Here is a 23,767-nt window from a genome sequence, read left to right as displayed (position 1 = left end):
GGAAAGGGGGATTAGATATTGTCGCGGATTCCGAGATCAGTAACCAATTTGTTGTAGCTTGCGCGGTTTGTACGTTTCAAATAACGCATCAAACGACGACGTTGACCAACCAATTTCAAAAGACCAAGACGTGATGAATGGTCTTTTTTGAATGTTTTCAAATGCTCAGTAAGAGCTGCAATACGCGTTGAAAGAAGTGCAATTTGTACTTCACTTGAACCGGTATCACCTTCAGTTCTTTGGTATTGTTTGATAATTTGCGTTTTATTCGCCGTATCTAAAGCCATAATAGCCTCCTGATGGGTAGTTAATTTTACTTGAAAAACACTCTCTTCAAGCAGGATCGGAATTATAGCGAAAAAAATCATGTTTTGCGCCAAACTTCACTACAAGTCACCTCTAATATTTTTTGGCTATAATAGCTTTTTTATTAAAATTTATAAGGGGTGTAGCCGAATGTTAATGACTAAAGCGAGTGAATACGCACTGCTGTCACTGATCGTTTTAGCCAAAGCAGGGCACCCGCTCGATGCCGATACCCTCTCTCGTGAACTCGACATTTCCAAAAGTTTTTTAGCCAAAATCCTCCAATCGCTTGCAAGAGCAGGAATTCTCAACTCTTACAAAGGGGTAAACGGAGGATTTGAGCTTGCCCGTCATCCTCGTGAAATCACCGTACTCGAAGTGATGGAGGCGGCGGAGGGGAAAAGTCCGGCGGTATTCAGCTGTTCTCCTTCAGCCGAAGATTGTCCCTCAAACAAAGCAATGAGTTGCGGTATTTGGCCGTTTTTGAACCGATTACAAGGGAAAGTGGATGCCTTTTTGGGGACACTGACTCTCGAAGCCATTTTAGAAGAGTAACGTTTGGCTAAAGCAAAGAATAAGACCCCCGACGTTAAAACGGTATTATCGGCGCTGTTCGCCTCACGGGATCTCAGTGTCGTCTTTTTTGTTATGGCGATTTTGGCGATTATCATCGTTCCGTTGCCGAGTGCCATGCTCGATTTCCTCTTGGCGATCGTCATCGCCCTTTCGGTTCTGATCTTACTTATCTCCCTTTATATTCCTAAACCGACCGATCTGACGACCTTTCCGACCCTATTGCTGATCATTACCCTCTTTCGCCTCTCACTCAATATCGCAACAACCCGTATGATTCTCAGCCACGGTCACGAAGGACCTGAAGCGGTGAGTGACATCATCACGAGTTTCGGAAACTTCGTTGTCGGCGGAAACATGGTCATCGGGGTGATCGTCTTTACCATCTTGGTCTTGATCAACTTTATGGTCATCACCAAAGGTTCGGGACGCGTCGCCGAAGTAGCAGCCCGCTTCACCCTCGATGCGATGCCCGGAAAACAGATGGCGATCGATGCCGATCTCAACAGCGGACTGATCGACGAGAGCGAAGCAAAACGGCGCCGTGCCGAGATTTTGCAGGATGCCAACTTCTACGGAGCGATGGACGGGTCGAGCAAGTTTATCAAAGGGGATGCGATCGCAGGGATCATCATCACCCTCATCAATATCATCGGCGGATTTTTGATCGGGATTTTCCAATTTGATCTCGATGTCGCCGCCAGCGGTCAAACCTATACGATTCTCACGATCGGGGACGGGCTTGTCTCGCAGATACCTGCGCTGATTATCTCTACCGCAACCGGTATTATGATTACGCGCGGCTCAAGCGATACGGGCGGAAACTTTGCAGAGGGAAGTATCAATCAACTCATGGGAAATGCCCGTGTTATGATTATCGTCGGGTTTATCATGCTTCTTTTTGCAATGGTTCCGGGGCTACCGACACTCTCACTCGGATTTGTCGGGCTTATCTTCGCCGGATTGGGATATGCTCTCTATAAATACGAGCGGGGAGAACTGGTTCTCACTTCCGCTCCCGCTATTGCTAAAAAAGACGGCTCTTCGGGTAGTACGAATGCATCTGAGGGGGACATCTCTTCCGCTCCGCGTAAAAAAAGCAACGAAGAGATCGCCAAAGAAGAAGAGGCGGCATTGGAGGATATTCTCAAAATCGAAATGCTCGAACTCACCCTCGGCTATCAGCTCATCCGTCTTGCCGACAGTGCGCAGGGGGGAGATTTGCTGGAGCGTATCCGATCTATGCGACGAAAAATCGCTTCGGATTTTGGCTTTTTGATGCCTCAGGTGCGTATCCGCGATAACCTTCACCTCAAACCGACCCAATATGAGATCCTCCTCAAAGGGGTCAACATCGGTGACGGACTCATCCAACCCGATCGCTATCTCGCGATGGACAGCGGTATGGCGATGGCGGAGATCGAGGGAGAACCGACCAAAGAGCCGGCATTCGGTCTCGATGCGCTATGGATCGATCCGGCTCTCAAAGAGGATGCTATCATCAACGGCTACACCGTCGTCGATCCGGCAACCGTCATCTCCACCCACATGAGTGAGTTGGTCAAACGGCACGCCGAAGAGCTTCTCACCCGTCAAGAGACCCAATCGCTCATCGAAAAAATCAAAAACGACTATCCGGTTGTCGTGGACGATCTTCTCAAAGTGGCAAATATCGGTCTTATCCAGCGTGTATTCAAAGCCCTCTTGCACGAACGTGTCCCTCTTAAGGATATGATCACGATCTTAGAAACAATGGCCGATGTCGCCGAGTATACCAAAAGCGTCGACATCATCACCGAACACGTCCGTGCCAAACTTTCCCGTATCATTACACAAGCGTACACCAGTCCAGACGGTGTTATCAAGCTCCTCACCTTTGATACGATGAGTGAACAGATGATGTTGGAAAAATCCCAAGAGCGTGACGGAACGCGTCAACTCCTCCTCAATGTCGGAGAGATCAACGGACTGATTCAGGCTACCAGTGCCAAAGCAACCGAACTCCTCCAAAAAGGGATCTCGCCGATTATCGTCATCGTCGATCCGAAACTTCGCCGTCCGTTGGCTGAAATTTATGAGCGCTTCAGCCTCGAAATTGTCACCCTCTCCCATGCCGAAATCGACTCAAACGCCAAATTTGAAGTACTCGGTTCCATCACTTTAGATACCAAATAGGAAATTTATGACCACCACATTTTACCACCTCTCCCACATCGATCTCGACGGCTACAGTTGCCAACTGGTTATGGCTCAAACGCCCCATACACTGTTCAGTTATAATGCTAATTACGGCGCCGAGGTAATGGATCGTCTCGAAGAGATTATCGACACCATCAAGAAAGCCAAACAAACCGCCACGATTCTCATCACCGACTTAAACCTCTATCCCGAAGAGGCAAAATGGCTCAACAATGAAGTGAACCGTCTCAATGAGAGCGGTTGGACAATCACGATCACCCTCCTCGATCATCACGGCAGCGGAAAAGACACGGCGGCACAATATCCGTGGTACTTTTTGGACACCGAGCGTTGTGCGACGAAAATCGTTTATGAATACGCATTAGAGCATTACGGATTAAACGGTGGCGGATGGTTAGAGGCGTTTGTCAAAGTGGTCAATGCCGTCGATCTGTGGCATCAGGATGAAGAGGACGATTTCGAGTACGGAAAAGTGTGTATGCGTCTCATATCGGATGCCAAAGAACTCAGCCGTGTCATGTTTGCCGATGAAGATCGCGCTTACAAGCTCACTATGCTCGAAGAGGCGGCAACCATGCGGTTTCTCCCGAACGCTAACATTATGCTGGATGAAGCTCTCCATAAAATGAAAAAAGAGTTTTTCAAAGACGGTGTCGATAATACCCTCGACAACCTATCCACCAAGCATATCGTCGCACTGCTGGGAACCAAACGCTCTACGATGACGATCTATTACAAAGGATGGCGCGGCTTTTTGAGCTACGGTCTAGGCAACACCTCGATCATCGGCAACGGTTTTTTAACCGAGTTCCCTGACTTTGATTTCATCGTCGATGTCGGAACACGCGGAACGATGAGTTTACGCGGACATGACAAAGTGGATGTGGCCGCTATGGCAGGCGAATGGGTCGGCGGCGGCGGGCATCCGAATGCGGCGGGCGGCAGAATTCAAGGGTTCAAAGAGCAATTCCGCTACGATAAAGTGAAACGGCAAATGGAAGATATGCTCGCCAACAAAGAGGCGATGCCTGGTAAATTACCGCATAAAATAGAAGAGTAACTCACTCTATGATTCAGATCAATAACCTCACCAAAAGCTACGGCACACGAGTTCTCTTTGAGAACCTCTCCCTCAAACTGAACGCCGGAAACAAAGTCGGATTCGTCGGACGTAACGGGACGGGAAAATCGACCCTTTTTAAAATCATTTTGGATGAAGAGCCATATGATTCGGGAGAGATCATTATCCCGAAAAATTACCGTATCGGTACGCTTCGCCAACATCTCCACTTCACCCATAAAACCGTCCGCGAAGAGTGCGCCTCCGTTCTCACAGGTGATATGGAACATGAGGTCTATCGCGTCGAAAAAATCCTCTTTGGTCTTGGGTTTACGCAGGACGATTTAGAAAAAGACCCGCTCAGTTTTTCAGGAGGGTATCAAATCCGCCTCAACCTCGTCAAACTCCTCGTCACTGAACCCAATCTCCTCTTACTCGATGAGCCGACCAACTACCTCGACATCGTCTCACTCCGCTGGCTCGCCTCTTTTATCAGAGCGTTCGAAGGGGAAGTGATCCTTATCACCCATGATCGTCATTTTATGGACTCGGTCACAACTCATACGATGGGACTTCGCCGCCGCTGTGTCAGTATCATCAAAGGAAACAGCCACAAATATTATGAGATGATGGCAAGCGAAGACGAACTCTATGAAAAGACCAAGATCAACCACGATAAAAAGCGTGCCGAGTTAGAAGATTTCGTCGCCCGCAACAAAGCCCGTGCTTCTACCGCAACCCTCGCCCAATCGAAACAAAAAGAGCTGGATAAGATGGGGACGATGGAGTCATTGGAAGGTGAAAAAGATCTCTCTTTTTCGTTCTCCTATCGCCCTACTCCCGCCAAAGTAATCATGCAGGTCAAAGAGCTATCGTTCGGTTACACTAGCGATGAACTGCTGTTCCAAAAGCTCTCGTTTGCGTTGGAGGCGAAAAAATGCCTCGCCATCATCGGGAAAAACGGTAAGGGAAAATCGACCCTCCTCAACACCCTTGCGGGAGTTTTGACCCCCAACGGTGAGATCATTTCTCACCCCTCCACTGCCATTGCCCACTTCGGTCAGACCAACATCGACCGCCTCGACAAAAACCGAACCATCACCGAAGAGATACAAAGTGCCGACAATACGTTGCAAAATGTCCGTATCCGTGGAATCTGCGGAACGATGATGTTCAGCGGCGACGATGCCGATAAAAAAATCTCCATCCTCTCAGGAGGGGAGCGCAGCCGCGTTATGCTGGGGAAAATCATCGCCACCCCTGCCAATCTCCTCTTCCTCGATGAGCCGACCAATCACCTAGATATGCAGTCGATCGATTCATTGTGCGACGCGCTGAAGCGATTCGAAGGTTCCGTCGTCATCGTCACCCCCTCCGAGATGCTATTGCGTGAGTTAGCCGATCAGCTCATCATTTTCCGTGAGGGAAATGCAGAATTCTTCGACGGCGGTTACGATGACTTTTTGGAGAAAATCGGATGGGATGAAGAGATCAGTGATGCTCCAAAACCTCCCAAAGTGACACAAAATGTCAATAAAAAAGAGAACAAGCAGCTTCGCGCCGCCCTCATCCAAGAGCGTTCCAAACTCCTCAGCCCGCTGAAAAAAGAGGTGGATCATTGCGAGAGCACGATCATGAAGCTCGAAGAGAAACTAAAGACTTCTCATGAACTCCTAACGGCCTATTCGAATCAGGGGGAGACTTCCAAGCTCCTCGAACTCTCCAAACAGGTCGGAGAGGATGAGAAAATGATCGAAGAGCTGTTCGAGCGGCTCGAGATCGCCAGTGACGAAATCACGCGAATCGAAGCCGAATACGAGGAAAAGATTGAAGCGCTCTAAAGTACGGCTCGACAAACTCCTATCCTCACTGGGATATTGCTCTCGCAAAGAGGTTGCATCCCTCCTTCGAGACGGTATTATTACCCACGCCGACAACCTCTATCTTAAAAGCGATACCAAAGTCTCTCATGATGAAATCCGTTTTGAGGGCGAACCCCTTGATCCCCCCTCTGGAATGGTGATTTTAATGCACAAGCCCATAGGTTTGATCTGTAGCCATGATGAAGGAGAAGGGAGACTCGTCTATGATCTCCTCCCGCCTCGATGGCGGATACGCGATCCCAAAATCTCCACCGTCGGACGACTCGACAAAGAGACGAGCGGACTACTACTCCTCACGGATGATGGAACACTCCTTCACCGTCTCACCTCCCCACGCCACCATGTTGCTAAAATCTATGAAGCGACATTGGATCGACCACTCCGAGGAGATGAAGCAGAGATTTTCGCTTCGGGAACATTGATGTTAAACGGTGAAAAAAGCCCCTGCCTACCCGCCAAACTTACCGTAATCGACGAAACCCATGCTACATTAGAAATTACCGAAGGACGTTATCATCAAGTACGGCGGATGTTTGCGGCAGTCGGCAATCATGTTACCGCACTGCACCGCTCGTCGTTTGGGGAATTGACACTGGGGGATTTAAAAGAGGGGGAGTTTCGTCTCTTTACATGTGACCATTTTATGACTTTGTGATATAATTGAAATAGTTAAAACAACAAGTTTTGCACGTTAATTATTAATCCGAGGAGATACAAATGGGTAAAATAGCACCTAATAATTTACTCATTTACGTACTCACAGTTTTCTTCCTCATTATCAATGGAAATGCATCTGCCGCAGATCGTCCAAACGAAAAAAAATCTACCACTTTAACTGAAATGCAACAGATTGTCGCCAAAGCAAGCGAACGCGCTTCAAACTGGGACGGTCCCACGACAGGACCCATCGGAGTGCACGGTATGAGAGTAGCGGTAGTGTGTGAGGATTTACGAAACGGCGGTGTTTTGGGTGTCGCCAAAGGATTGGGCGAAGCCTCAGATGTATTGGGGTGGGAGATCAAGATACTCGATGCGCGCGGTAGTATCAGCGGTCGTAATAGTGCACTTGAGACGGCATTGGCAATGAAACCTGATGGAGTGATTTTGCTCGGAAGCGATGCCCATAGCCTCGAATCTCGCTTGGTCAAATTTAAAAAAGAGGGGATTCCTGTGGTGGGATGGCATGTGGGACCAAATGCCGGAAAACTCGCATCTGGAAGTGTGGCGATGAATGTCTCCACCGACCCCTACCAAGTCGCCCGAGTCACAGCCATGAAAGCCGTTGTCGAAAGCCATGCTAAAGCGGGAGTCATCATCTTCACCGACAGCAACTTCGCCATTGCGATGAGCAAAGCAAATGCAATGGCAAAAATCATCCAAGAATGTCCTACCTGTACCCTGCTCGAAATACGCCGTGTACCGATCTCACAAAGTGCGCAACAAATGCCCAAAATTACACGAGAATTACTGAAGCGCTACGGATCTCGGTGGACACATTCCCTCGCAATCAACGACATCTATTTCGATTATGCTTCCCCCGAATTCACCAAAACGGGACGGGACATCCGCCTGTTTTCCGCAGGAGACGGAAGTCCGGCTGCCTTTATGAGGATACAAGCCAAAATGTTTCAATACGGTACGGTAGCGGAACCGTTAAACTTGCAAGGGTGGCAGTTGGCGGACGAGCTAAATCGTCTCCTTTCACATCAGAGCGTCAGCGGCTATGTCATGAACCCTCATCTCGTGACTCCGGAGAATATCGCCTATGATGGCGGCAAGCGGATGGAGTTTGACCCCGATAACGGCTATCGAAAAATATACCGCCGTATCTGGAAGCGTTAAGAGGAGTGATTATGCCATTTTTTAAACGCTTCACTTCATGGGTACCGTATTCCCTTCGGCGACAGTTTATGCTCGCAATATCGGCATTAACTCTGCTGATTCTAGCCGGAGGGGTTATGGCGGTCTATACGCTCCAAACCTCTACGACAACCATTCACACCTTGGTAGGGCACCGTCTGGTGCAGATGCAGGAGGCTCAAAAACTGGTACAACTGACGCTTTTAATCGAGCGTAAGTCCTATCAATTGGCACAAGCGCACTCCCAAGAGATATTGCATGATAATTATGAGGAAATTTTGGCTCAATTGGAGACGTTTGATAAGGTTGTCGATCAGCTTGCCTCCGAGTCCAAAGGGAACGCTTTACTCGAACTCCATCTCTCCAGCCAAATGTTCCGAAATACAACGAATATCGCGGCACAGCTTCGGGAAAAAGAGTTGCAAACTTCCCTAAAAAACCGAACCAAAAGTACCTTTGAACCGGAACCATATTATCATATAGAGTTGCACAAACAAGCCGAGGAACTCATCAACGCAACACAGCTTCAATCCGAGCGATTCACCCGCAATTATCAAGATGCAATGCAACAGCTCGATGATCTGACAGATCGTAATGTTCGCTGGGTAACACTGCTGCTCGTCGGAAGTCTCATAATAGCATTGATGGTTTCAAAATGGTTTCTCGGAGCACACGTATTGGGACGTTTACAGCAAATCAGCCGTGATCTTCGCCTAGATTCAACCGGTAAGCCGGCAGACAAAGAACCGCATACTCAGCACAATGAGGCACTGCGCCATGATGAAATCGACGAAATGGCTCACGCACTCGAACTATTCTGGGAAGACCGCCGACAATTAGGACAACGTACCGTTGAACTGCTACAGGCACGCGACGCTGCCGAAACCGCTAACAAAGCCAAAAGCCTCTTTCTAGCAAACATGAGCCACGAATTGCGCACCCCTCTAAACGCAATCCTCGGGTTCTCCGGAATGCTCCATCAAGATCCCCTCTTGAGCGACAACCAGCGCCGAAATATCGACATCATCAATTTCAGCGGCGAGTATCTTCTCACTCTCATCAACGACATCTTGGAAATTGCCAAAATCGAGTCGGGAAAACTGCAACTGCAAATTGCCCCTTTTGACCTCGGTTCTATGGTGCGGGATATACATGAAATGATGCATATACGTGCCGAACAAAAAGGGCTTCGTCTCCAGTTCGACCAAACCTCCGAATTTCCCCGTTACATCAAAGGAGACGAAGCCCGTCTTCGTCAGATTCTTATCAATCTGGTCGGAAATGCTATCAAATTTACCGAAAAAGGCTCTGTAACCATCCGACTCGATGTGAGATACAACACCCGTAACCATCTCTTGATCGAGGTCAAAGATACCGGTCCGGGGATAGAACCCGAAGATCAAAAAAGACTCTTCCGCCCGTTCGTCCAATTGACCAAAGGAGCTGAAAAAGGGGGAACCGGTCTGGGGCTCACGATCGCCCGTCAATTTGCCCAACTCATGGGCGGCGATATAATCCTTGTCAGTGAGCCGCAAAAAGGTTCCCTGTTCCAAGTCGATCTTCCGCTGGCACTAGCCGACGAGACCGAAGTGCACAATATGAGCAAAGAAGTTCACGGTGAAGTGATAGGGATCGCTCCGGGGCAGAAAGACTACCGAATCCTCATAGCCGAAGACCAATATGAAAACCGTTTACTGCTTTCTCAACTGATGGATCAGATCGGCGTGGAGACAAAAACAGCCGAAAACGGTGAACAATGCGTGCAAATCTTCCGCGACTGGCATCCCGACTTGATTTGGATGGATCGCGCTATGCCGATTATGGATGGGGTCGAGGCGACCAAAGAGATCCGTCAACTGCCGGATGGGGACAAAGTCAAAATCGTCGCCGTCACCGCATCGGCATTTACCGAGCAACAACCTGAACTCCTCTCGTGCGGTATGGATGCTATCGTCTATAAACCGTATCGTTTTAACGAAATATACGACAGTATGACCGAGCAACTGGGAATCGAATTCATCTACCGTTCACCCAACATTAGTAAAAAAACCGAATCTCGGCACCTAAATGCAGAGCAACTCTCCGCATTGCCCGAAGAGATCCGCATCACACTCAAAGAGGCATTAAAAAGTCTCAACAAACAGCGGATTGATGAAGCGCTCACCCAAATCGGCGAAATCAATCCAGAGTTGCAAAGTACCCTATCGTATTTGGTAGATGATTTCAACTATCCTAAAATACTCGACGCACTTGATGCCAAGGAGGAAAACAATGAATAAGGGAATCATCCTAGCCGCAGACGACACGCCAGCCTCCCTCAAACTGCTCCACGACATCCTCGTCGCCGAAGGATATGAAGTCCGCGCCGCAATCAACGGAGAATTAGCCCTCCATTCCGCAAAAATGGATCCGCCCGATCTGATCCTCTTGGATATTAGTATGCCGGGGATGGACGGATTCGAAGTATGCGCCCACCTCAAAGAGATGGAGCACACACGTGACATTCCCGTGATCTTCGTCAGTGCGCTCTCTGCCATAGAAGAGATCATCAAAGGGTTTGAAAAAGGTGCGGTCGATTATGTGACCAAACCGTTCCACCGCGAGGAACTGCTCGCGAGAGTACGCACCCATCTCGAACTCAACCAGCTCCGCCATCATCTCGAAAAAATGGTCGAAGAGCGAACCCAATCGCTCAAACAAAGCGAGGAAAAACTCAAAGCAACCCTCCTCGAATCGATCACGGCGATTGCCGCGACCGTAGAATTACGCGATCCCTATACGGCAGGACACCAGCTTCGTGTGGCGGAAATCGCAAGCGCCATCGCAGGCGAACTCGGTTGGGATGAACAAAAAATCGAAGGGCTCTACCTCGCAGGGGTCGTACACGATGTCGGCAAGATCTACATACCCGCAGAAATTCTCAGCAAACCCGGCAAACTCAGTGAAGTCGAATTCAACCTCATCCGCCAACACCCCCAAGCGGGATACGACATCCTCAAAGGGATCGATTTTCCGTGGCCGATCGCCCAATTCGTCCTACAACACCATGAACGCCAAAACGGATCGGGGTATCCCGAAGGGCTCAAAGCCGACGAAATCTCCCCCGAAGCTCAAATCCTCATCGTTGCCGATGTGATCGAAGCTATCGCGTCGCATCGCCCTTACCGTCCCGCTTTGGGGATCGAGGTCGCACTCCATGAGATCGAAGAACAGAGGGGAATCTTATTCGATCCCGAAGTTGCCGATGCCGCACTTCGATTGTTTCGGGAAAAGGGATACCAAGTCGATTTTTCACTGTTTGGTAAATAAATAATTTGTACGGAGAAAACGTCGTTCGTGGTGAGCTTGTCGAACCATGAACAGCATACCCATAAACTTATTCAAGGCAAACAGTGTTATTTTTTCTAATTCAAAATAGTCTAATTTAATCACAACGCATTAAATTATCTTCAGCTTTAACAAAATCTTTCTTATTAAAACTCCAATAATACCGTTGACCATCAATTTCAATTTCCGCATGAGTGCATCCATGATCTGCCCTATCAAAGAAAGAAAAATCAGTCCATTTACTCAAATTAATATGCAAACCTGTTAGACTAGAATGGTGTTTCTCTTTTGCTACATTCCAAATAAAAAACGACGCTTCCATATATGCCGAGAATCCCAAAAAAATAATCCCTCCACCGATCAATGTAACAATAGATAAACGATCAAGACGATGATATTTTTTTAGTACATAGAAGCCAATAATCATGAAAACAAAAACAGCAATAATCGACAGATAAACAATATCCGCATAAATGACAATCCAATAAAATGGATAGATGATCAATTGTGCAAAACATCCTAAAAAAAACAGTACTACAAATAAAATCAAAATGATTTGTGTTATTTTATTTTTCCTTACCCATCCGATAAACCATCGTCACTGCTACAATCCCAATTGCATCCGCTAAAAGATCAAACCAATCAAATGAGCGGCTAGGAAAATAGAGCTGACTCACCTCTTCAATCAGTGCAAAACCAAACACGATCACAGAACCGAGTTCTATCCTAAGCCACCGTTTACCATTAAAACCGTAATTCAGCAAATACACCATAATCCCATATAAAACGGCATGAGCGATTTTGTCGCCATAGGGGATCATCCCTACCACATGAAACGCAAAGTTATAGTTTGCCGTATCGGCTTTATAGATAATCGCTAACAATAGGACGAAAAAAGATGCGGGATAAAAAACTCGTTTCAAACGGTTCGATTTCAGTGTCGTTTCCATCGATCTACGCACTCATTCTTTGATGATTTTTTTTCCATGCTTTGTACGATTTTTCATCCGAGAACAAAAATGCGACGTTCTCCACTCCCAAAGCCTCTATTCTTGATGTCGCAACACCATAACGCTCAGATTCTGGAATATTTTCGCTATCAAAATCCCAGCAGATGCGTTCACCCCTCTCGTTTCGATAATCGAATAATCCGCTGATATTACGATGTAATACATCTATACTGTGGATAGTAACCCCCTCTTCTCTCAAGAGTTCAACCATTTCCAGTGCTTCTGAATACTTTAGCGCATAAAATTGACCGCCGTTGTGCTCACTCATATCGATTCCAAAACTTTTATAAAAATCAAAAACTTTCATTGGATGCCTCCTGATTATCGATTAATCGCAACTGTAGTCGTGTTGCGTTGGTTGATATACAATAATTGTTTATCCCCATGTTGTCCAATCAGTTCACATCTACCATAATGGTATTGCATGGCAGTTTGGCAACTATCTTTTGGAAAATTGACCGCTATCATCACGGGAGTCTCCTTCAATGCCGGCAACGCATCGATAGAGAGAGTCGAGAGCATCGCGGTATCAAGTTTTGCAGTTTCATTTTTGAACTTCGCTACGTTATGCGACGCAATCATATAATCGACATTGAGTGATGAGACTATCGTAAAAGCGATCAACCCCATAGCGGTAACAGTACTCAAGATAACGTGATACGATTGGCGGATCATCATAAGAACGATCCCCACAACCAACACCGCGATCAAGAAATATTCAAACCACTCCACATAGTAGCGCAGTGTCGTCATCCCCATCAATGTTTGATACAAGTGCATCTTTTTGAGCGATGCGATCCCCATGATTACCGTTTGAGCCATAAATAGACCCATTAAGATTTGGATACTCATCTCTCCTTTATAGCGGCGCATCATCCCCAAAAAGATAACGACGACCAGAGCGATAACCCATGCGAGTTGAAAAAATCCTTCGCGAGCAAACTGAGCCGGTGCGATCCCTGATTTAGTAATGTACGCTTCCCCCCCGAAGAGATACGCAATCTGAAAAGCCAAAAAAGCGGCGAAGAGAGCATTAAGTCCCCCTAAAAAAATCCCAACGATTACTTTGTCATAAGCTTTTGCTTCATCATTCGTCGAGCGTTGCGCACGGTTGAGATAGCTATAGAGATAGATGCCTAAAAAGAGGACAAAATAGACGGGAATCATCATCACCCGATCCATCGCAGGCAGTGCAAACAAACCGATAATATGGTTGACGGCAGTGCTAAAATTGGTATCGGCATTCATAAACAACGCTAAAAACAGAGCGATAAACGGTACGGTAACGAGTACCCCTTTGAGTATCCGTTTGTAGATTGAATAGTTCGGATTAAGTGCAAACAGATGAGAGAAAAATACTTTAAAATATTTCAACGGTGAAAACGCAACCAACAATCTCGGAATCATCGTCTGATACAAATGATCGACTTTGTGCATACTCGTGAGGTACAAAATCCCAATCATCGCCATTATGATGGTCGGGAGATAATACTGCGTCAACACATTATTATAAATAAACACATCGGCAGTCCACACCGCGACCAACGGAAGCAGCCATAATGTATATCGATTACTCACCTGAGCGCTCAAAGCCAAATAGAGCATCGGAATCATCGCAATCAGGAAAAAAAGGATATTCCCTAATCCAACCACATTGTTCGGAAGAAAAAACGATTGAAACAACGCAAGTATCAGACTCACCCCGATCAACAACATACTGAACCATCCGCTTGTAAAGCGAAACCCATCAAAATCGATCTTTTGGATCTCTTCTGTCATATTAGCCATGATTTTCTCCTTGGTATTGATTCATAATACTTCTAGCCGATCGTGTGTCGATCTGCGCACCTAATTGCTCAAACATTGTGTAATACCCCAAGAGGGTACGGTTTAGAAAAAGATACTCTTGGTTAAATTTGTGTACCGAATGAGTCTGTTTTCGCTGCACTTCCAAGATGGTTTCAAACCCTTTTTTGGAAAAAGAGTGATCATTTCCGAAATCGTAATGATCTTTTGTGAGAACATCGATATAAAGCCGATCCAGTGGTTTAATCACCTCGGTGTAAAACGCAACCATCGACGCATCATCACTCAAATCGATCATGTTGAGCGCGGCATACTGTTTTGCAATAGCGAGATCATCGCACCCTTCTATGAGCGAAAGGTGCAATCGATTATAGGGGACGAGGAAATCATCATCCACGTATTTGATACAACCAAAATCGATAAGCCCCAGTCGATCATCATCCATAAAGATAAAATTACCCGGATTAGGATCGGCATGAATTGCTTTGAGAGCATACAACGAGGTGAAAAAGGTATCAAAGAGGAGCTGTGCAAAATGATTTCGCACCTCTTGCGTCGGAGACGATGTTAAAAAATCTCCAAACGATTTCCCCTCTATATACGTACATACCAGTACTTTTGAGCTAGAGAGTTCAGGGTAGACTTTAGGGATAACCACCTGTGGATGATTGAGACGTTCGCTAAAAAATAGGACGTTTTTCGCTTCATACGCGTAATCCACCTCCTCAAAAAGGCGTTGATTGATCTCCTCAATCAAATGATCGACATTTTGCCCTTTGGCGAAGCGTTGAAGCGCGAATTTGATCATCCCCATATCGGTATTGATCGTATTGGCGATACCGGGATACTGCACTTTTACCGCGAGAGCATTTCCTCCATACGTCGCCTTATGCACCTGTCCCAAACTGGCACTCCCAAACGGAGTCGATTCGAAGTGCTCAAACACCTCTTCGGGGTAATGTTCCAACTCTTGTTTGATGATTTTACGAATCAGCGCACGGTTGATCGGCGGAATCGCGTTAAAGGATTTAGTGATTTGTTCGAGATACGTTTGCGGTAAAAAAGGTAACGCCAAAGCGACTTGTTGAGCGATTTTAACCGACACCCCTTTGAGCTCACCGAGCGCTTCTATGATCAGTTTTGCCGTCGCTTCTTGCGTCTCATCGTGGATCGATTGTCGGTTGCTACCCGATGAGATCAGTTTTTTAATCACCCCTTTGGAGTGATTCGCTCCGATTTTGACCAATGTTTTACCGATCACATTGGCACGTGCCATCGTGGTTGTCGGTATGCACTTATCCATGTAACACCTCCCCGAGTTTACGTTTCATTTTTGTGAAACGGCTCTGTTTGGTGGAAAAACGTGTCAGTGATGAGAGGAGATGATTTTTAAACAAAAACATCCCCAACTCAGAGGCTTTATTTAAAAGATTTGATTGGAGTAGCGCTTCGATAACTCCCATAGAGTGATCGATGAACTGAGTCGTATTTTCAAACGACTCGCTCTCATCTTTGACCCAATACGCCACAACCACCACGAAATAGTCCCAAAACAGCTTCGGCAAATACTCTTCGAACGGAGGTTTCTCAACCTCTCCCGCTTCGATAGCGATAGCGATCATCTCAGCGGCGGTTTCGACGAAGAGACGATTGGTTGCATAGAGAGAATCGAGTTTCAAAGATGAAGAGTGAAACACCATCTCTGAGATTTGGAGGATAAATTCGCGATCTTCGAGATAAAGTTCGAGTTCCGTTTCGATCAGCGTTTGAAGCTGTTCACGCAACGTATAGTTCTCAAACCCCTCGATTCCACCCAAAATCTCGCGCGTTTGCTGATGCTTCCATTCGATATAGGCATAGAGCATCTGCTCTTTGGTCGGAAAATAGTTATAGATCGTCGGATTACTCACTCCGGCACGTTGCGCTATCTCACGCATCGAAGCATCTTTGAACCCTTTTTCGATAATCAATTCGACACCTGCTGATAAGATCTTCAGTTTGGTAAGTTCTTTGTTTTCCTGAGAGATTTTCATATCGCCTCCTATTTATTTAACGTAGTATATATTAAATACGATTTTATTGTCAAGTATTTTATAGTAAGTTAAATAAAATAGGAAAATTAGTTAGAAATCTATATTAAGAAATGAAAAGAAGTTGTAATTGAGGATAGTTTTGAAGGGGAATTAAGCTTAGAAACTTACGAAGCTCTAAGCGTTGTCTGAGTATTTTTGTCAGCTTGGATAGTTTCAAATGCACTCTGGATCGATTGGAAGGTCATGGTGTATTTGTCGATAAGCTCTTGACCTTGGTTGTACACTCTATCAGGATGGTATTTGTATAGAAGCTTTTTATATCTTTTTTTGATCTCGGAAATCTCTTCCTCAGGGGATACCTTAAGCAATTTGTAGGCTTTCTCTATCTTTACTTGTTCACTCTCATTTTGAGGGATAAAATGATTGTTGGCGGCTAGAAGTTGTGAAATTTGCTGTTGATTGTACGTAAAACTGACGTAATACTGCATGATCCGAGTACGTTTTAAAAGTGTGAGAAGTTTTTCCTTAACAGCTTCACTATCGATCTTAACGAGATAGTGATCTCTATCTCCTGAATGGCTGATGATATGGTTTTTAAAATAGCCGCGCAAAAAATTATGCATATACGTCGTCGCATTGTCTTGTTTGAAGGTAAATTTTAAATAAATAGTGTTGATAACCTCGATGGTAATCGGGATATTGGTGATGATATTGGCTTGTTCAATCCAATTGATTTTTATCGGGCGTTGCGGTCTCGATTCGATCTCTTCTCGTAAATCGCGGGGATCTTTCCCATGCATGTGCTGGTAGTTCCAGTAGAGCCAATGAAAGAATCTTTGTTTACTGCTAACTTCTTCGTTGCAGTGATGGATAAAGATACTCGATTCACCTTGAACCTTGTATTTGAAGTGACGATTTACAAAATCGACAATCACCTTCTCCTGTACCGTATCACGTCTAGCATGGATCAGAATCATGGTTCTATTGGTAAATATCCGCATTGTTAGATACCCCGCTTGATATGTTTCTCCATTAAAGCAAAAAATATTCCCTTGATCTGCTTGAGCAAAAGGGTAGATTGGATAGACTTTCATATGGAAAAGATTACGCTGATTTTTGAAAACAATAGGTTCATCATCGCCCACAAAAGGGCAGGTGTCAACTTCCACTCCGAAGAAGAAGCGGGATTTGTCGTGCAGGTCAGCGAGCAACTTGGAATCCCCCTATTCCCTGTTCACCGCCTCGATAAAATGACCTCAGGTCTCGTCATCCTCGCCAAAACTAGCGAAACCGCCGCGCAGTTCGGCAAAATGTTTGAACATAAAGAAATCGAGAAATACTACCTCGCCATCTCGATGCGCAAGCCGAAAAAGAAAATGGGATGGATCAAGGGAGATATGACGAGTGCACGACGGGGTGACTATAAACTCCTCACCACAATGGAAAACCCCGCTATCACGCAGTTTGTGAGTTGTGCACTGCGTCCCCATGAGCGATTTTTCCTCATCAAACCCCATACGGGAAAAACGCATCAAATCCGTGTCGCCCTCAAAAGTCTCGGCTCCCCTATCGCGGGAGATGAGCGCTACGCGTCATCCGACGAAGCCCGCAAAGAGGAACGGGGGTATCTGCACGCCTACGCATTGCGATTTAGCCTTGAGGGTGACGTATTTGAGTTTGTTATAGCGCCAGAGGAGGGGGAACGGTTTGTGAGTGCGGAGTGTAAACATCAGTTGGAGCTGTGGAGCAAGCCGTGGGAGCAGTTTTAACACAGCCCTTTGAGTAAAGAGATGTACATGTGTCGGTAGATCTCTTCGAGATTGTCACTCATCATCAGATGCCCGTCGATCAATAAAGAGGCTAGCCCGTGTACCGATGCCCAAATCGTTGCAGCTTGGATCATCGGATCGGCTTTTTCAACAATACCTTTCTCTTGGGCTTCGAGAAGCAACCCAATCAGCGCATATAAGCCTGTCGCCTGCGTTTCGTCACGGTAGTCACATATCCCCTCGCGCTCTTCTCGAAACCGCTCACCGAAAAGGAGACGATAGAGGTTGGGGTGCGCGATGGCAAAATCCAAATACGCACGGCTCATAGACTCAAAACGCTCTTCGACACTGCGGTTTTGATCCCGGAAAATCGGGGTAAACAGTTCATCCAACTGGGCATATCCCTGCTCGATCACCCCTTTTATAAGAGCCTCTTTACTTTCAAAATGGCGATACACAGCACTGCGTGATGTCCCCAGTCGCTGGGTGATTTCACGTAGTGTAATCGCATCGAGACCTTCACTCTCTACCATATACAAAGCGGTAGAGAGAAGCGCTTCTTTGAGATTACCGTGATGATAAGCAGAGGTCTTTTTCATGTTCATGAGAAAAATTATAGCATAAATATGTTGACATTGTTCACATTTAATGTTACCATTGTCAACATAAAACGTAATAACGATTTAAAAAAGGAAAACAGTATGAGGAATATGGCTCTTTTACTCCTCGCCGCCCAATCGCTCATGTGTGCCGATCTCGCATCGTTGCTTCCGAGTGCCAAAACGAATTTACGGGTCGAATCGGCACGTCTGGAGATACAAAAATCTGAAGCTCTGCTTGATGAGGCTAAAACGGCCTATTTCCCGACGGTTAGCGCAACTGCCCTCTATAAGAAAAAAGATAAAACACCTGCGTTTGAGCCGAACAAAATCCAAGGTGCCGAGATAGGGGCGCAGATCAGTGTATTTGACGGGTTTCGGCGCGAAGCCCTACTCGATGCCCTCCATGCGTCGATGAGTTCTGCCACCCACTCACTCGCACAAGAAGAGCAAAATGTCCTCATGGAGACTATCGCGGCGTATTATGATTATCTCGATACCCAAGAGCGACTGAACGTCAATAAAGAGAAAAAAATAGAGATCCTCTCCGAAGTGGAACGTTATGAGGTACTCGTAAAAAATGACCTCGCCACCACCGATATTCTCAAATCGTTGATTGCTTCCAAACTCGAAACCGAGTATGACGAACAAAATCTCAAAATGCTCCTTGAAAAACATCGTAAACATTTGGAACTCCTGAGCGCAACTGCGATTCGGGAGCCGCTTGTCTACCGTGAGCTTGCCATGCCGGTATTTTCAACACTGGAGCGCCATGATCTGCAAAGCGATCGCTCCAAAATCGATATTTTACGCAACACCGAAAATCGCTATACCTATCTCCCCTCCATCACCCTCGAGGCAAAACACAAATACATGGAGTACAGCGGGTACGATACAATGGGGGGAACCAATCTCCAGCCGCTGAACCAAAACGAAATCACCGCATCCCTCTCTATGACCCTTTTTGATATGGGACGCATCGCAAAAGAGCGTGAACAAGCCCGTATCGATACCCTTAAAGCCCAGAATCTCTTGGATTACAAGATCCAAAGTCTGAACAACGATGCCGAAATAGCCCTCATGTCGATCCAAACCTCCCAAAATGCCTACGACGCAGCCATTGCCGAAGAGGAAGCGCGTCTCGAAGCCTTCGGTTTTATCAAAAAACGCTTTGAAGCGGGGTTGGTCAATACGACAACGTACCTCAGCGAACTCACCAACCTCACCTACTCGCGTGCCAAAGCCCGCAATGCCCGTAACACCCTCCAAGTGGCAAAAGCGAGTGCCGCCTATGCGTACGGAATCGATTTAATGACTCTAATCAAGGATGAAAAATGAAAAAAATTGCCCTACTCTCTAGCCTCTGTACCTTTTCGTTGTGGGCAGATGTGTACGCCACGTTTGAATCCCAAGCCTACCGTGAAGCCTCTCTGGGGATGAATGCCTCGGGGATCGTTAAAAACGTCTCCGTCCAAAACGGTGATCATGTCAAAAAAGGCTCCCTCCTCCTCCAACTCGACAGTACCGAAGAGCAGCTATCGCTTCAAATGGCAAAAGCCGATTTGGAGGCTATCTCCAAAGAGGCCGCCTTTTTGAGCGATCAGTACGCCCGCTATGAAAAAAGTGCGCAGGTGTTTGATAAAAATACCCTTGGCAAACTCAAAGCCGAACTGGATGCCAAACGCGCACAGCTAGAGCGGACTCGATTATCGGTCGCCTATTCCGAACAAAAACTCTCTAAAATGCGCCTTAGCGCCCCGTTTGCGGGAAGTATCTCCGAAAAAAATATCGAGATGGGGGACATGGTATCGTCCATGGGGGGAACACCTCTGTTTAAACTCATCAGCGACCAAACCAAACTTCTCATCCAGTACGATTCCAAATTCGCTTCACAGGTCAAAGTGGGGGATCGTTTTTGCACCTCAATCGATGGTAAATCGACGGGTAAATGTACCAAAATCATTAAAATCTACCCCACTATCAATACCAAAAATCGTCAAATGACCGCCGAGGCCGACGGTTCAGGATTGCGTCCCGGCACGTTCGGCGACGGCATGATCATGGCTAAATAGGACTTATTATGCACAAAATTGCCATTACCCGCCCTATCACTACCATTATGTTCGCCCTCGCGTTGATCTTTTTCGGGCTGGTCGAACGAGGCGGTATGCCCTCGGGACTCTATCCGAATGTCGATTTTCCGATCGTCATCGTCACCACCACCTATAAGGGAGCCAATGCCGACATCGTCGAGAGCAAAGTGAGCGACAAGATCGAAGAGGCGGTGAGCGGGATTTCGGGACTCGATACCCTCAGCTCGGACAGTTCCAAAGGGATCAGTGTCGTCGTCGCCCAATTCAAACTCTCCAAAAATCTCGACGAAGCGGTCAATGATGTCCGTGACAAAGTTTCCAGTATTCAACTCCCCAATGAGGTGGATAAACCCTCGGTCGATAAATACTCGCTCAACTCATCCCCCGTCATCACCCTCTTTTTGGCGGGTAACGACACCCAAAAAATGATGAAGCATGCCGATGAGATTCTCAAACCCCGCTTACAGCGTATAGAAGGGGTCGGCGGTGTCACGATCGCCGGTTTGCGTAAAAAACAGATCCGCATCACCCCCGATCCGGTGCTCCTCTCCAAATACTCCCTCACCATGAGCGATCTAACGAATATTATCCGTGCCCAAAATATCCGTCTCGACGGAGGGAAAACGGTAGACTCTGCACATGAGACCCAAATCCTCATCGATAACGATAGTAAAACGGTAGACGCGCTGCGAACGCTTCGGATACGCGATGGGCTTAGTCTCGGGGATGTGGCAGCGGTAAGTGATACCTTGGCCGAAGAGCGCAGTTTTGCATCGTTGGACGGTAAATCGGGCGTTTTATTGATGGTCAAAAAAATGACGGGAGCCAACGAAATCGCTATCGCCGATATTGTCCGTAAACAGCTCCCCGCATTGGCGGCACTGGAGCCAACCATGACGCTCACCCCCTTGCAAGATGCGACGGGATATATCCGTGATACCCTCGATGGGGTTCAGTTTGACCTTATTCTAGGTTCTGTCCTCGCCTCGCTCGTTATCTTTTTGTTTTTACGCAATCTTACCCTCACCCTCATCGCCGCCGTCTCGTTGCCGGTATCGATTTTCGGGGTCTTTGCGATCATGGGATGGAGCGGTCAAACCTTCAATCTCCTCACCCTCACCGCCCTCACCCTCGCCATCGGAATCATCATCGATGATGCTATCGTCGTCATCGAAAATATCTTCAAACGACTCGAAGCGGGACGTGACCGCCTGAGTGCCGCCATCGAAGGGGTAAACGAGATCATCTTCTCCATCGTCGCTATCTCAGCAATGCTTTTGGCGGTTTTCGTCCCCGTTGCCAAAATGAGCGGAATCGTCGGACGGTTTTTCACCAGTTTCGGGGTGACGATTATCGCCGCTATCGTCGTCTCGTTCGTTATCGCGATCACCTTGATCCCGATGATCGCGTCACAAATCGCCAAAGGGGAACACAGCCGCTTTTATCACAAAACGGAGCCTTTCTTTGTTCGGATGGAGGAGACATACCGCTCTCTCATCCAAAGCGTTCTGAAATACAAAAAAACAACCCTCTTTGGCGCTCTAGGGATTTTCATCGTCTCCATCATCCTCTCGGGGACACTGGGGATGGTATTTATGCCCAAAGAGGACAAAAGCCAGTTCGACATTACCCTAAAAGCTCCTGCCGGAACGAGTGTTGAGGGGATGAAAAAACTCTCTCTCGATGTTCAGCATCGTATCGGGAAAATTGCCGAAGTGGAGTACTGCACCCTCTATGTCGGGCGCGGAAATGATCAAAAGGCACATGAATCAGCACTCTACGTCCGCCTCAAACCGATCAAAGAGCGCTCCCGTAGCCAAAGCGACATCATGAAAGAGACCCGTTCCATGCTCGATAGTTTAAAAGGGTTTACAATGACCAGTGTCACCGAGGTCAACGACATCGGAGGCTACGAGATCAATACCCCTTTTCAGGTAATCATCAAAGCTCAAAACATGGAGGATGCGGAAGCTTCGGCTTTGAAACTAATGAAATTGCTCAAAAGTATCGAGGGGACAACCGATGTTCAAAGTAACATTCAGCCCAAAGCACCTCAGCTGAGTATCACCGTCCTCACCCAAAACGCCACACGCCTCGGGGTCAACGTCGATGAGATCGCCCGTGTAATTGCCAGCGGCTATTCGGGGGACGGAACGATCACCTTTATCCGCGAACGGGGGAAAGAGTACGATGTCGTGATGCGTCTGGATGATACGAAACGACAAAGCATCGACACCTTAAATGCCCTCAATGTCCGCACTTCAGCAGGGGGAACCGTACCGCTCTCAGCCGTCGTATCGATCAGCGAGAGTCAAGCACCCACCACGATCAAACGGTTCGACCGCCTCAAAAAGGTGATCGTAGGTTCCGACATCACCAAAGCTCTGCCGCTCGATAAACTGGTCAAAATCGTCAACGAGCGCCAAGGCGAATGGTTGGATCAAGGGGTAGCCTATGAGCTCGACGGCGATGCCAAACACATGCAAGAGAGTAACGAAGCGTTCGGTGTGGCTATCGGTGCGGCACTGGTGATGATCTATCTCATCCTCGCCGCATTGTACGAATCGCCATTACAGCCTCTCATCATCATGAGTGCGTTGCCTCTGAGCTTTACAGGGGCATTTATCGGTCTGTGGGCGGCAGGGATGAATATGTCGCTCTTTAGTATGATGGGGCTGATGCTACTGCTGGGACTCGTCGGGAAAAACTCCACCCTCGTCGTCGATGCGGCGAATCGCCTCCGAGATTCCGGTAAAGAACTCGATGAAGCGATCGTTGAAGCGGGGCTCTCACGTCTGCGTCCGATTTTGATGACAACGACGGCGATGGTGTTCGGGATGCTCCCCCTCGCCCTCTCGGTCGGAGAAGGCTCAGGGGTCAAAGGACCGATGGGGGTTGCCGTCATCTGCGGATTGCTCCTCTCGACGCTGACAAGTCTCCTCGTCGTTCCCGCACTCTACAAAGTCCTCGCACCGTTGGACGCAAAGCTTCGTAAGCTCTATACGATTAAAAAATAGCCTCTTTTGAGGCTATAAATCCCTATTTTGGACTGCTTTTTGCTACTCTCTTTATAACTAGAATTATAAGGAGTGCAAATGCAGGTTAAAACGAACAGTTCGTATCCGTTCTCAAACCCTTTTGGTACCGCTTCCTAGTCCCCTCCACCGACGTATAAAGAGATCTCACAATCGGGCGAAGTCGATCAGATTAAAAACGATTACAGCATGATTTCTCAAGAGCTGAACCCCT

The 23,767-nt window shown here is 47.2% G+C and carries 21 protein-coding genes; 12 read left to right on the top strand and 9 right to left on the bottom strand.

The annotated features are described in order from the left end of the window. Positions 1-11: 11 nt before the first annotated feature. Entirely contained in the window at positions 12-287 is a 276-nt protein-coding gene (rpsO, locus tag VFW36_RS04285; protein WP_329657574.1) for a 30S ribosomal protein S15, read from the bottom strand. Positions 288-456: 169 nt separating this feature from the next. On the opposite strand from rpsO, the gene VFW36_RS04280 reads away from it, so the two are divergent. The 8 genes from VFW36_RS04280 to VFW36_RS04245 all read left to right on the top strand — a co-directional run bounded on the left by VFW36_RS04280 (position 457) and on the right by VFW36_RS04245 (position 11,190). Then, entirely contained in the window at positions 457-861 is a 405-nt protein-coding gene (locus VFW36_RS04280; RefSeq protein WP_329657573.1) for an Rrf2 family transcriptional regulator, read from the top strand. Positions 862-864: 3 nt separating this feature from the next. Further along, positions 865-3,054: a flagellar biosynthesis protein FlhA gene (flhA, locus tag VFW36_RS04275; RefSeq protein ID WP_414720237.1), complete on the top strand. Its 2,190-nt coding sequence runs from the start codon at positions 865-867 to the stop codon at positions 3,052-3,054. A gap of 7 nt (positions 3,055-3,061) precedes the next feature. Next, entirely contained in the window at positions 3,062-4,138 is a 1,077-nt protein-coding gene (locus VFW36_RS04270; RefSeq protein ID WP_329657572.1) for a phosphoesterase, read from the top strand. A gap of 8 nt (positions 4,139-4,146) precedes the next feature. Then, positions 4,147-5,979: an ABC-F family ATP-binding cassette domain-containing protein gene (locus VFW36_RS04265; RefSeq protein ID WP_329657571.1), complete on the top strand. Its 1,833-nt coding sequence runs from the start codon at positions 4,147-4,149 to the stop codon at positions 5,977-5,979. After that, entirely contained in the window at positions 5,966-6,676 is a 711-nt protein-coding gene (locus VFW36_RS04260) for a pseudouridine synthase (RefSeq protein ID WP_329657570.1), read from the top strand. The genes VFW36_RS04265 and VFW36_RS04260 overlap by 14 nt, the downstream gene beginning before the upstream one ends. Before the next feature lie 62 nt (positions 6,677-6,738). Then, on the top strand, positions 6,739-7,863 hold the full coding sequence (locus VFW36_RS04255) for a substrate-binding domain-containing protein (RefSeq protein ID WP_329657569.1): 1,125 nt from the start codon (positions 6,739-6,741) through the stop codon (positions 7,861-7,863). A gap of 11 nt (positions 7,864-7,874) precedes the next feature. Next, a complete protein-coding gene (locus VFW36_RS04250; RefSeq protein WP_329657568.1) occupies positions 7,875-10,160 on the top strand; it encodes an ATP-binding protein in 2,286 nt (761 codons plus the stop codon). Further along, positions 10,153-11,190 (top strand): HD-GYP domain-containing protein, encoded by a 1,038-nt coding sequence (locus tag VFW36_RS04245; protein WP_329657567.1) that lies wholly within the window; start codon positions 10,153-10,155, stop codon positions 11,188-11,190. Before VFW36_RS04250 ends, VFW36_RS04245 begins: the two co-directional genes overlap by 8 nt. Before the next feature lie 115 nt (positions 11,191-11,305). Here VFW36_RS04245 and VFW36_RS04240 read toward each other — a convergent pair whose 3' ends face one another. The 7 genes from VFW36_RS04240 to VFW36_RS04210 form a co-directional block, all read right to left on the bottom strand. Then, positions 11,306-11,758, bottom strand: coding sequence for a hypothetical protein (locus tag VFW36_RS04240; protein ID WP_329657566.1), 453 nt, complete (start codon positions 11,756-11,758; stop codon positions 11,306-11,308). Between the two features lie 16 nt (positions 11,759-11,774). After that, on the bottom strand, positions 11,775-12,170 hold the full coding sequence (locus VFW36_RS04235) for a VanZ family protein (RefSeq protein ID WP_329657565.1): 396 nt from the start codon (positions 12,168-12,170) through the stop codon (positions 11,775-11,777). Then, on the bottom strand, positions 12,163-12,525 hold the full coding sequence (locus VFW36_RS04230; protein ID WP_329657564.1) for a hypothetical protein: 363 nt from the start codon (positions 12,523-12,525) through the stop codon (positions 12,163-12,165). The genes VFW36_RS04235 and VFW36_RS04230 overlap by 8 nt, the downstream gene beginning before the upstream one ends. A gap of 14 nt (positions 12,526-12,539) precedes the next feature. Next, positions 12,540-14,006: a DUF4173 domain-containing protein gene (locus tag VFW36_RS04225; protein WP_329657563.1), complete on the bottom strand. Its 1,467-nt coding sequence runs from the start codon at positions 14,004-14,006 to the stop codon at positions 12,540-12,542. After that, the gene (locus VFW36_RS04220; protein WP_329657562.1) at positions 13,999-15,327 is read right to left on the bottom strand and encodes an AarF/ABC1/UbiB kinase family protein; all 1,329 of its coding nucleotides are present in this window, start codon (positions 15,325-15,327) and stop codon (positions 13,999-14,001) included. Before VFW36_RS04220 ends, VFW36_RS04225 begins: the two co-directional genes overlap by 8 nt. Further along, on the bottom strand, positions 15,320-16,057 hold the full coding sequence (locus tag VFW36_RS04215) for a TetR/AcrR family transcriptional regulator (RefSeq protein ID WP_329657561.1): 738 nt from the start codon (positions 16,055-16,057) through the stop codon (positions 15,320-15,322). Before VFW36_RS04215 ends, VFW36_RS04220 begins: the two co-directional genes overlap by 8 nt. A gap of 164 nt (positions 16,058-16,221) precedes the next feature. Continuing rightward, entirely contained in the window at positions 16,222-17,034 is an 813-nt protein-coding gene (locus tag VFW36_RS04210; protein WP_329657560.1) for a DnaJ domain-containing protein, read from the bottom strand. 117 nt (positions 17,035-17,151) lie between these two features. Here VFW36_RS04210 and VFW36_RS04205 point away from each other — a divergent pair, with 117 nt between their 5' ends. Next, positions 17,152-17,826 carry a TIGR01621 family pseudouridine synthase gene (locus VFW36_RS04205; RefSeq protein ID WP_329657559.1) on the top strand — a complete coding sequence of 225 codons (675 nt, stop codon included), beginning with the start codon at positions 17,152-17,154 and terminating at the stop codon, positions 17,824-17,826. Here VFW36_RS04205 and VFW36_RS04200 read toward each other — a convergent pair. Then, complete coding sequence (locus VFW36_RS04200; RefSeq protein WP_329657558.1) at positions 17,823-18,425, bottom strand: TetR/AcrR family transcriptional regulator; 603 nt, start codon at positions 18,423-18,425, stop codon at positions 17,823-17,825. The genes VFW36_RS04205 and VFW36_RS04200 overlap by 4 nt on opposite strands. 111 nt (positions 18,426-18,536) lie before the next feature. Here VFW36_RS04200 and VFW36_RS04195 point away from each other — a divergent pair, with 111 nt between their 5' ends. Genes VFW36_RS04195 through VFW36_RS04185 form a run of 3 tightly spaced genes read left to right on the top strand, consistent with a single transcriptional unit; the run spans position 18,537 to position 23,535 of the window. Beyond that, on the top strand, positions 18,537-19,763 hold the full coding sequence (locus tag VFW36_RS04195; protein WP_329657557.1) for a TolC family protein: 1,227 nt from the start codon (positions 18,537-18,539) through the stop codon (positions 19,761-19,763). After that, the gene (locus VFW36_RS04190; protein ID WP_329657556.1) at positions 19,760-20,497 is read left to right on the top strand and encodes an efflux RND transporter periplasmic adaptor subunit; all 738 of its coding nucleotides are present in this window, start codon (positions 19,760-19,762) and stop codon (positions 20,495-20,497) included. Before VFW36_RS04195 ends, VFW36_RS04190 begins: the two co-directional genes overlap by 4 nt. 8 nt (positions 20,498-20,505) lie before the next feature. After that, positions 20,506-23,535: an efflux RND transporter permease subunit gene (locus tag VFW36_RS04185; protein ID WP_329657555.1), complete on the top strand. Its 3,030-nt coding sequence runs from the start codon at positions 20,506-20,508 to the stop codon at positions 23,533-23,535. The last annotated feature ends 232 nt before the right edge of the window (positions 23,536-23,767 follow it).

Origin of the sequence: Sulfuricurvum sp. (genome assembly GCF_036279695.1) — a bacterium.
In the GTDB taxonomy this organism is placed as follows: domain Bacteria; phylum Campylobacterota; class Campylobacteria; order Campylobacterales; family Sulfurimonadaceae; genus Sulfuricurvum.
This window is presented reverse-complemented; position numbering and strand designations above follow the sequence as displayed.

What these genes read in the sequence shown, in the direction of transcription:
- VFW36_RS04190 (WP_329657556.1), top strand. Translation starts at nt 19,760, where the DNA reads ATGAAAAAAATTGCCCTACTCTCTAGCCTCTGTACCTTTTCGTTGTGG.
- VFW36_RS04245 (WP_329657567.1), top strand. Translation starts at nt 10,153, where the DNA reads ATGAATAAGGGAATCATCCTAGCCGCAGACGACACGCCAGCCTCCCTC.
- VFW36_RS04225 (WP_329657563.1), bottom strand. Translation starts at nt 14,006, where the DNA reads ATGGCTAATATGACAGAAGAGATCCAAAAGATCGATTTTGATGGGTTT.
- VFW36_RS04185 (WP_329657555.1), top strand. Translation starts at nt 20,506, where the DNA reads ATGCACAAAATTGCCATTACCCGCCCTATCACTACCATTATGTTCGCC.
- VFW36_RS04195 (WP_329657557.1), top strand. Translation starts at nt 18,537, where the DNA reads ATGGCTCTTTTACTCCTCGCCGCCCAATCGCTCATGTGTGCCGATCTC.
- VFW36_RS04255 (WP_329657569.1), top strand. Translation starts at nt 6,739, where the DNA reads ATGGGTAAAATAGCACCTAATAATTTACTCATTTACGTACTCACAGTT.
- VFW36_RS04205 (WP_329657559.1), top strand. Translation starts at nt 17,152, where the DNA reads ATGGAAAAGATTACGCTGATTTTTGAAAACAATAGGTTCATCATCGCC.
- VFW36_RS04270 (WP_329657572.1), top strand. Translation starts at nt 3,062, where the DNA reads ATGACCACCACATTTTACCACCTCTCCCACATCGATCTCGACGGCTAC.
- VFW36_RS04220 (WP_329657562.1), bottom strand. Translation starts at nt 15,327, where the DNA reads ATGGATAAGTGCATACCGACAACCACGATGGCACGTGCCAATGTGATC.
- VFW36_RS04210 (WP_329657560.1), bottom strand. Translation starts at nt 17,034, where the DNA reads ATGATTCTGATCCATGCTAGACGTGATACGGTACAGGAGAAGGTGATT.
- rpsO (WP_329657574.1), bottom strand. Translation starts at nt 287, where the DNA reads ATGGCTTTAGATACGGCGAATAAAACGCAAATTATCAAACAATACCAA.
- VFW36_RS04250 (WP_329657568.1), top strand. Translation starts at nt 7,875, where the DNA reads ATGCCATTTTTTAAACGCTTCACTTCATGGGTACCGTATTCCCTTCGG.
- VFW36_RS04265 (WP_329657571.1), top strand. Translation starts at nt 4,147, where the DNA reads ATGATTCAGATCAATAACCTCACCAAAAGCTACGGCACACGAGTTCTC.
- VFW36_RS04280 (WP_329657573.1), top strand. Translation starts at nt 457, where the DNA reads ATGTTAATGACTAAAGCGAGTGAATACGCACTGCTGTCACTGATCGTT.
- VFW36_RS04200 (WP_329657558.1), bottom strand. Translation starts at nt 18,425, where the DNA reads ATGAAAAAGACCTCTGCTTATCATCACGGTAATCTCAAAGAAGCGCTT.
- VFW36_RS04215 (WP_329657561.1), bottom strand. Translation starts at nt 16,057, where the DNA reads ATGAAAATCTCTCAGGAAAACAAAGAACTTACCAAACTGAAGATCTTA.
- VFW36_RS04230 (WP_329657564.1), bottom strand. Translation starts at nt 12,525, where the DNA reads ATGAAAGTTTTTGATTTTTATAAAAGTTTTGGAATCGATATGAGTGAG.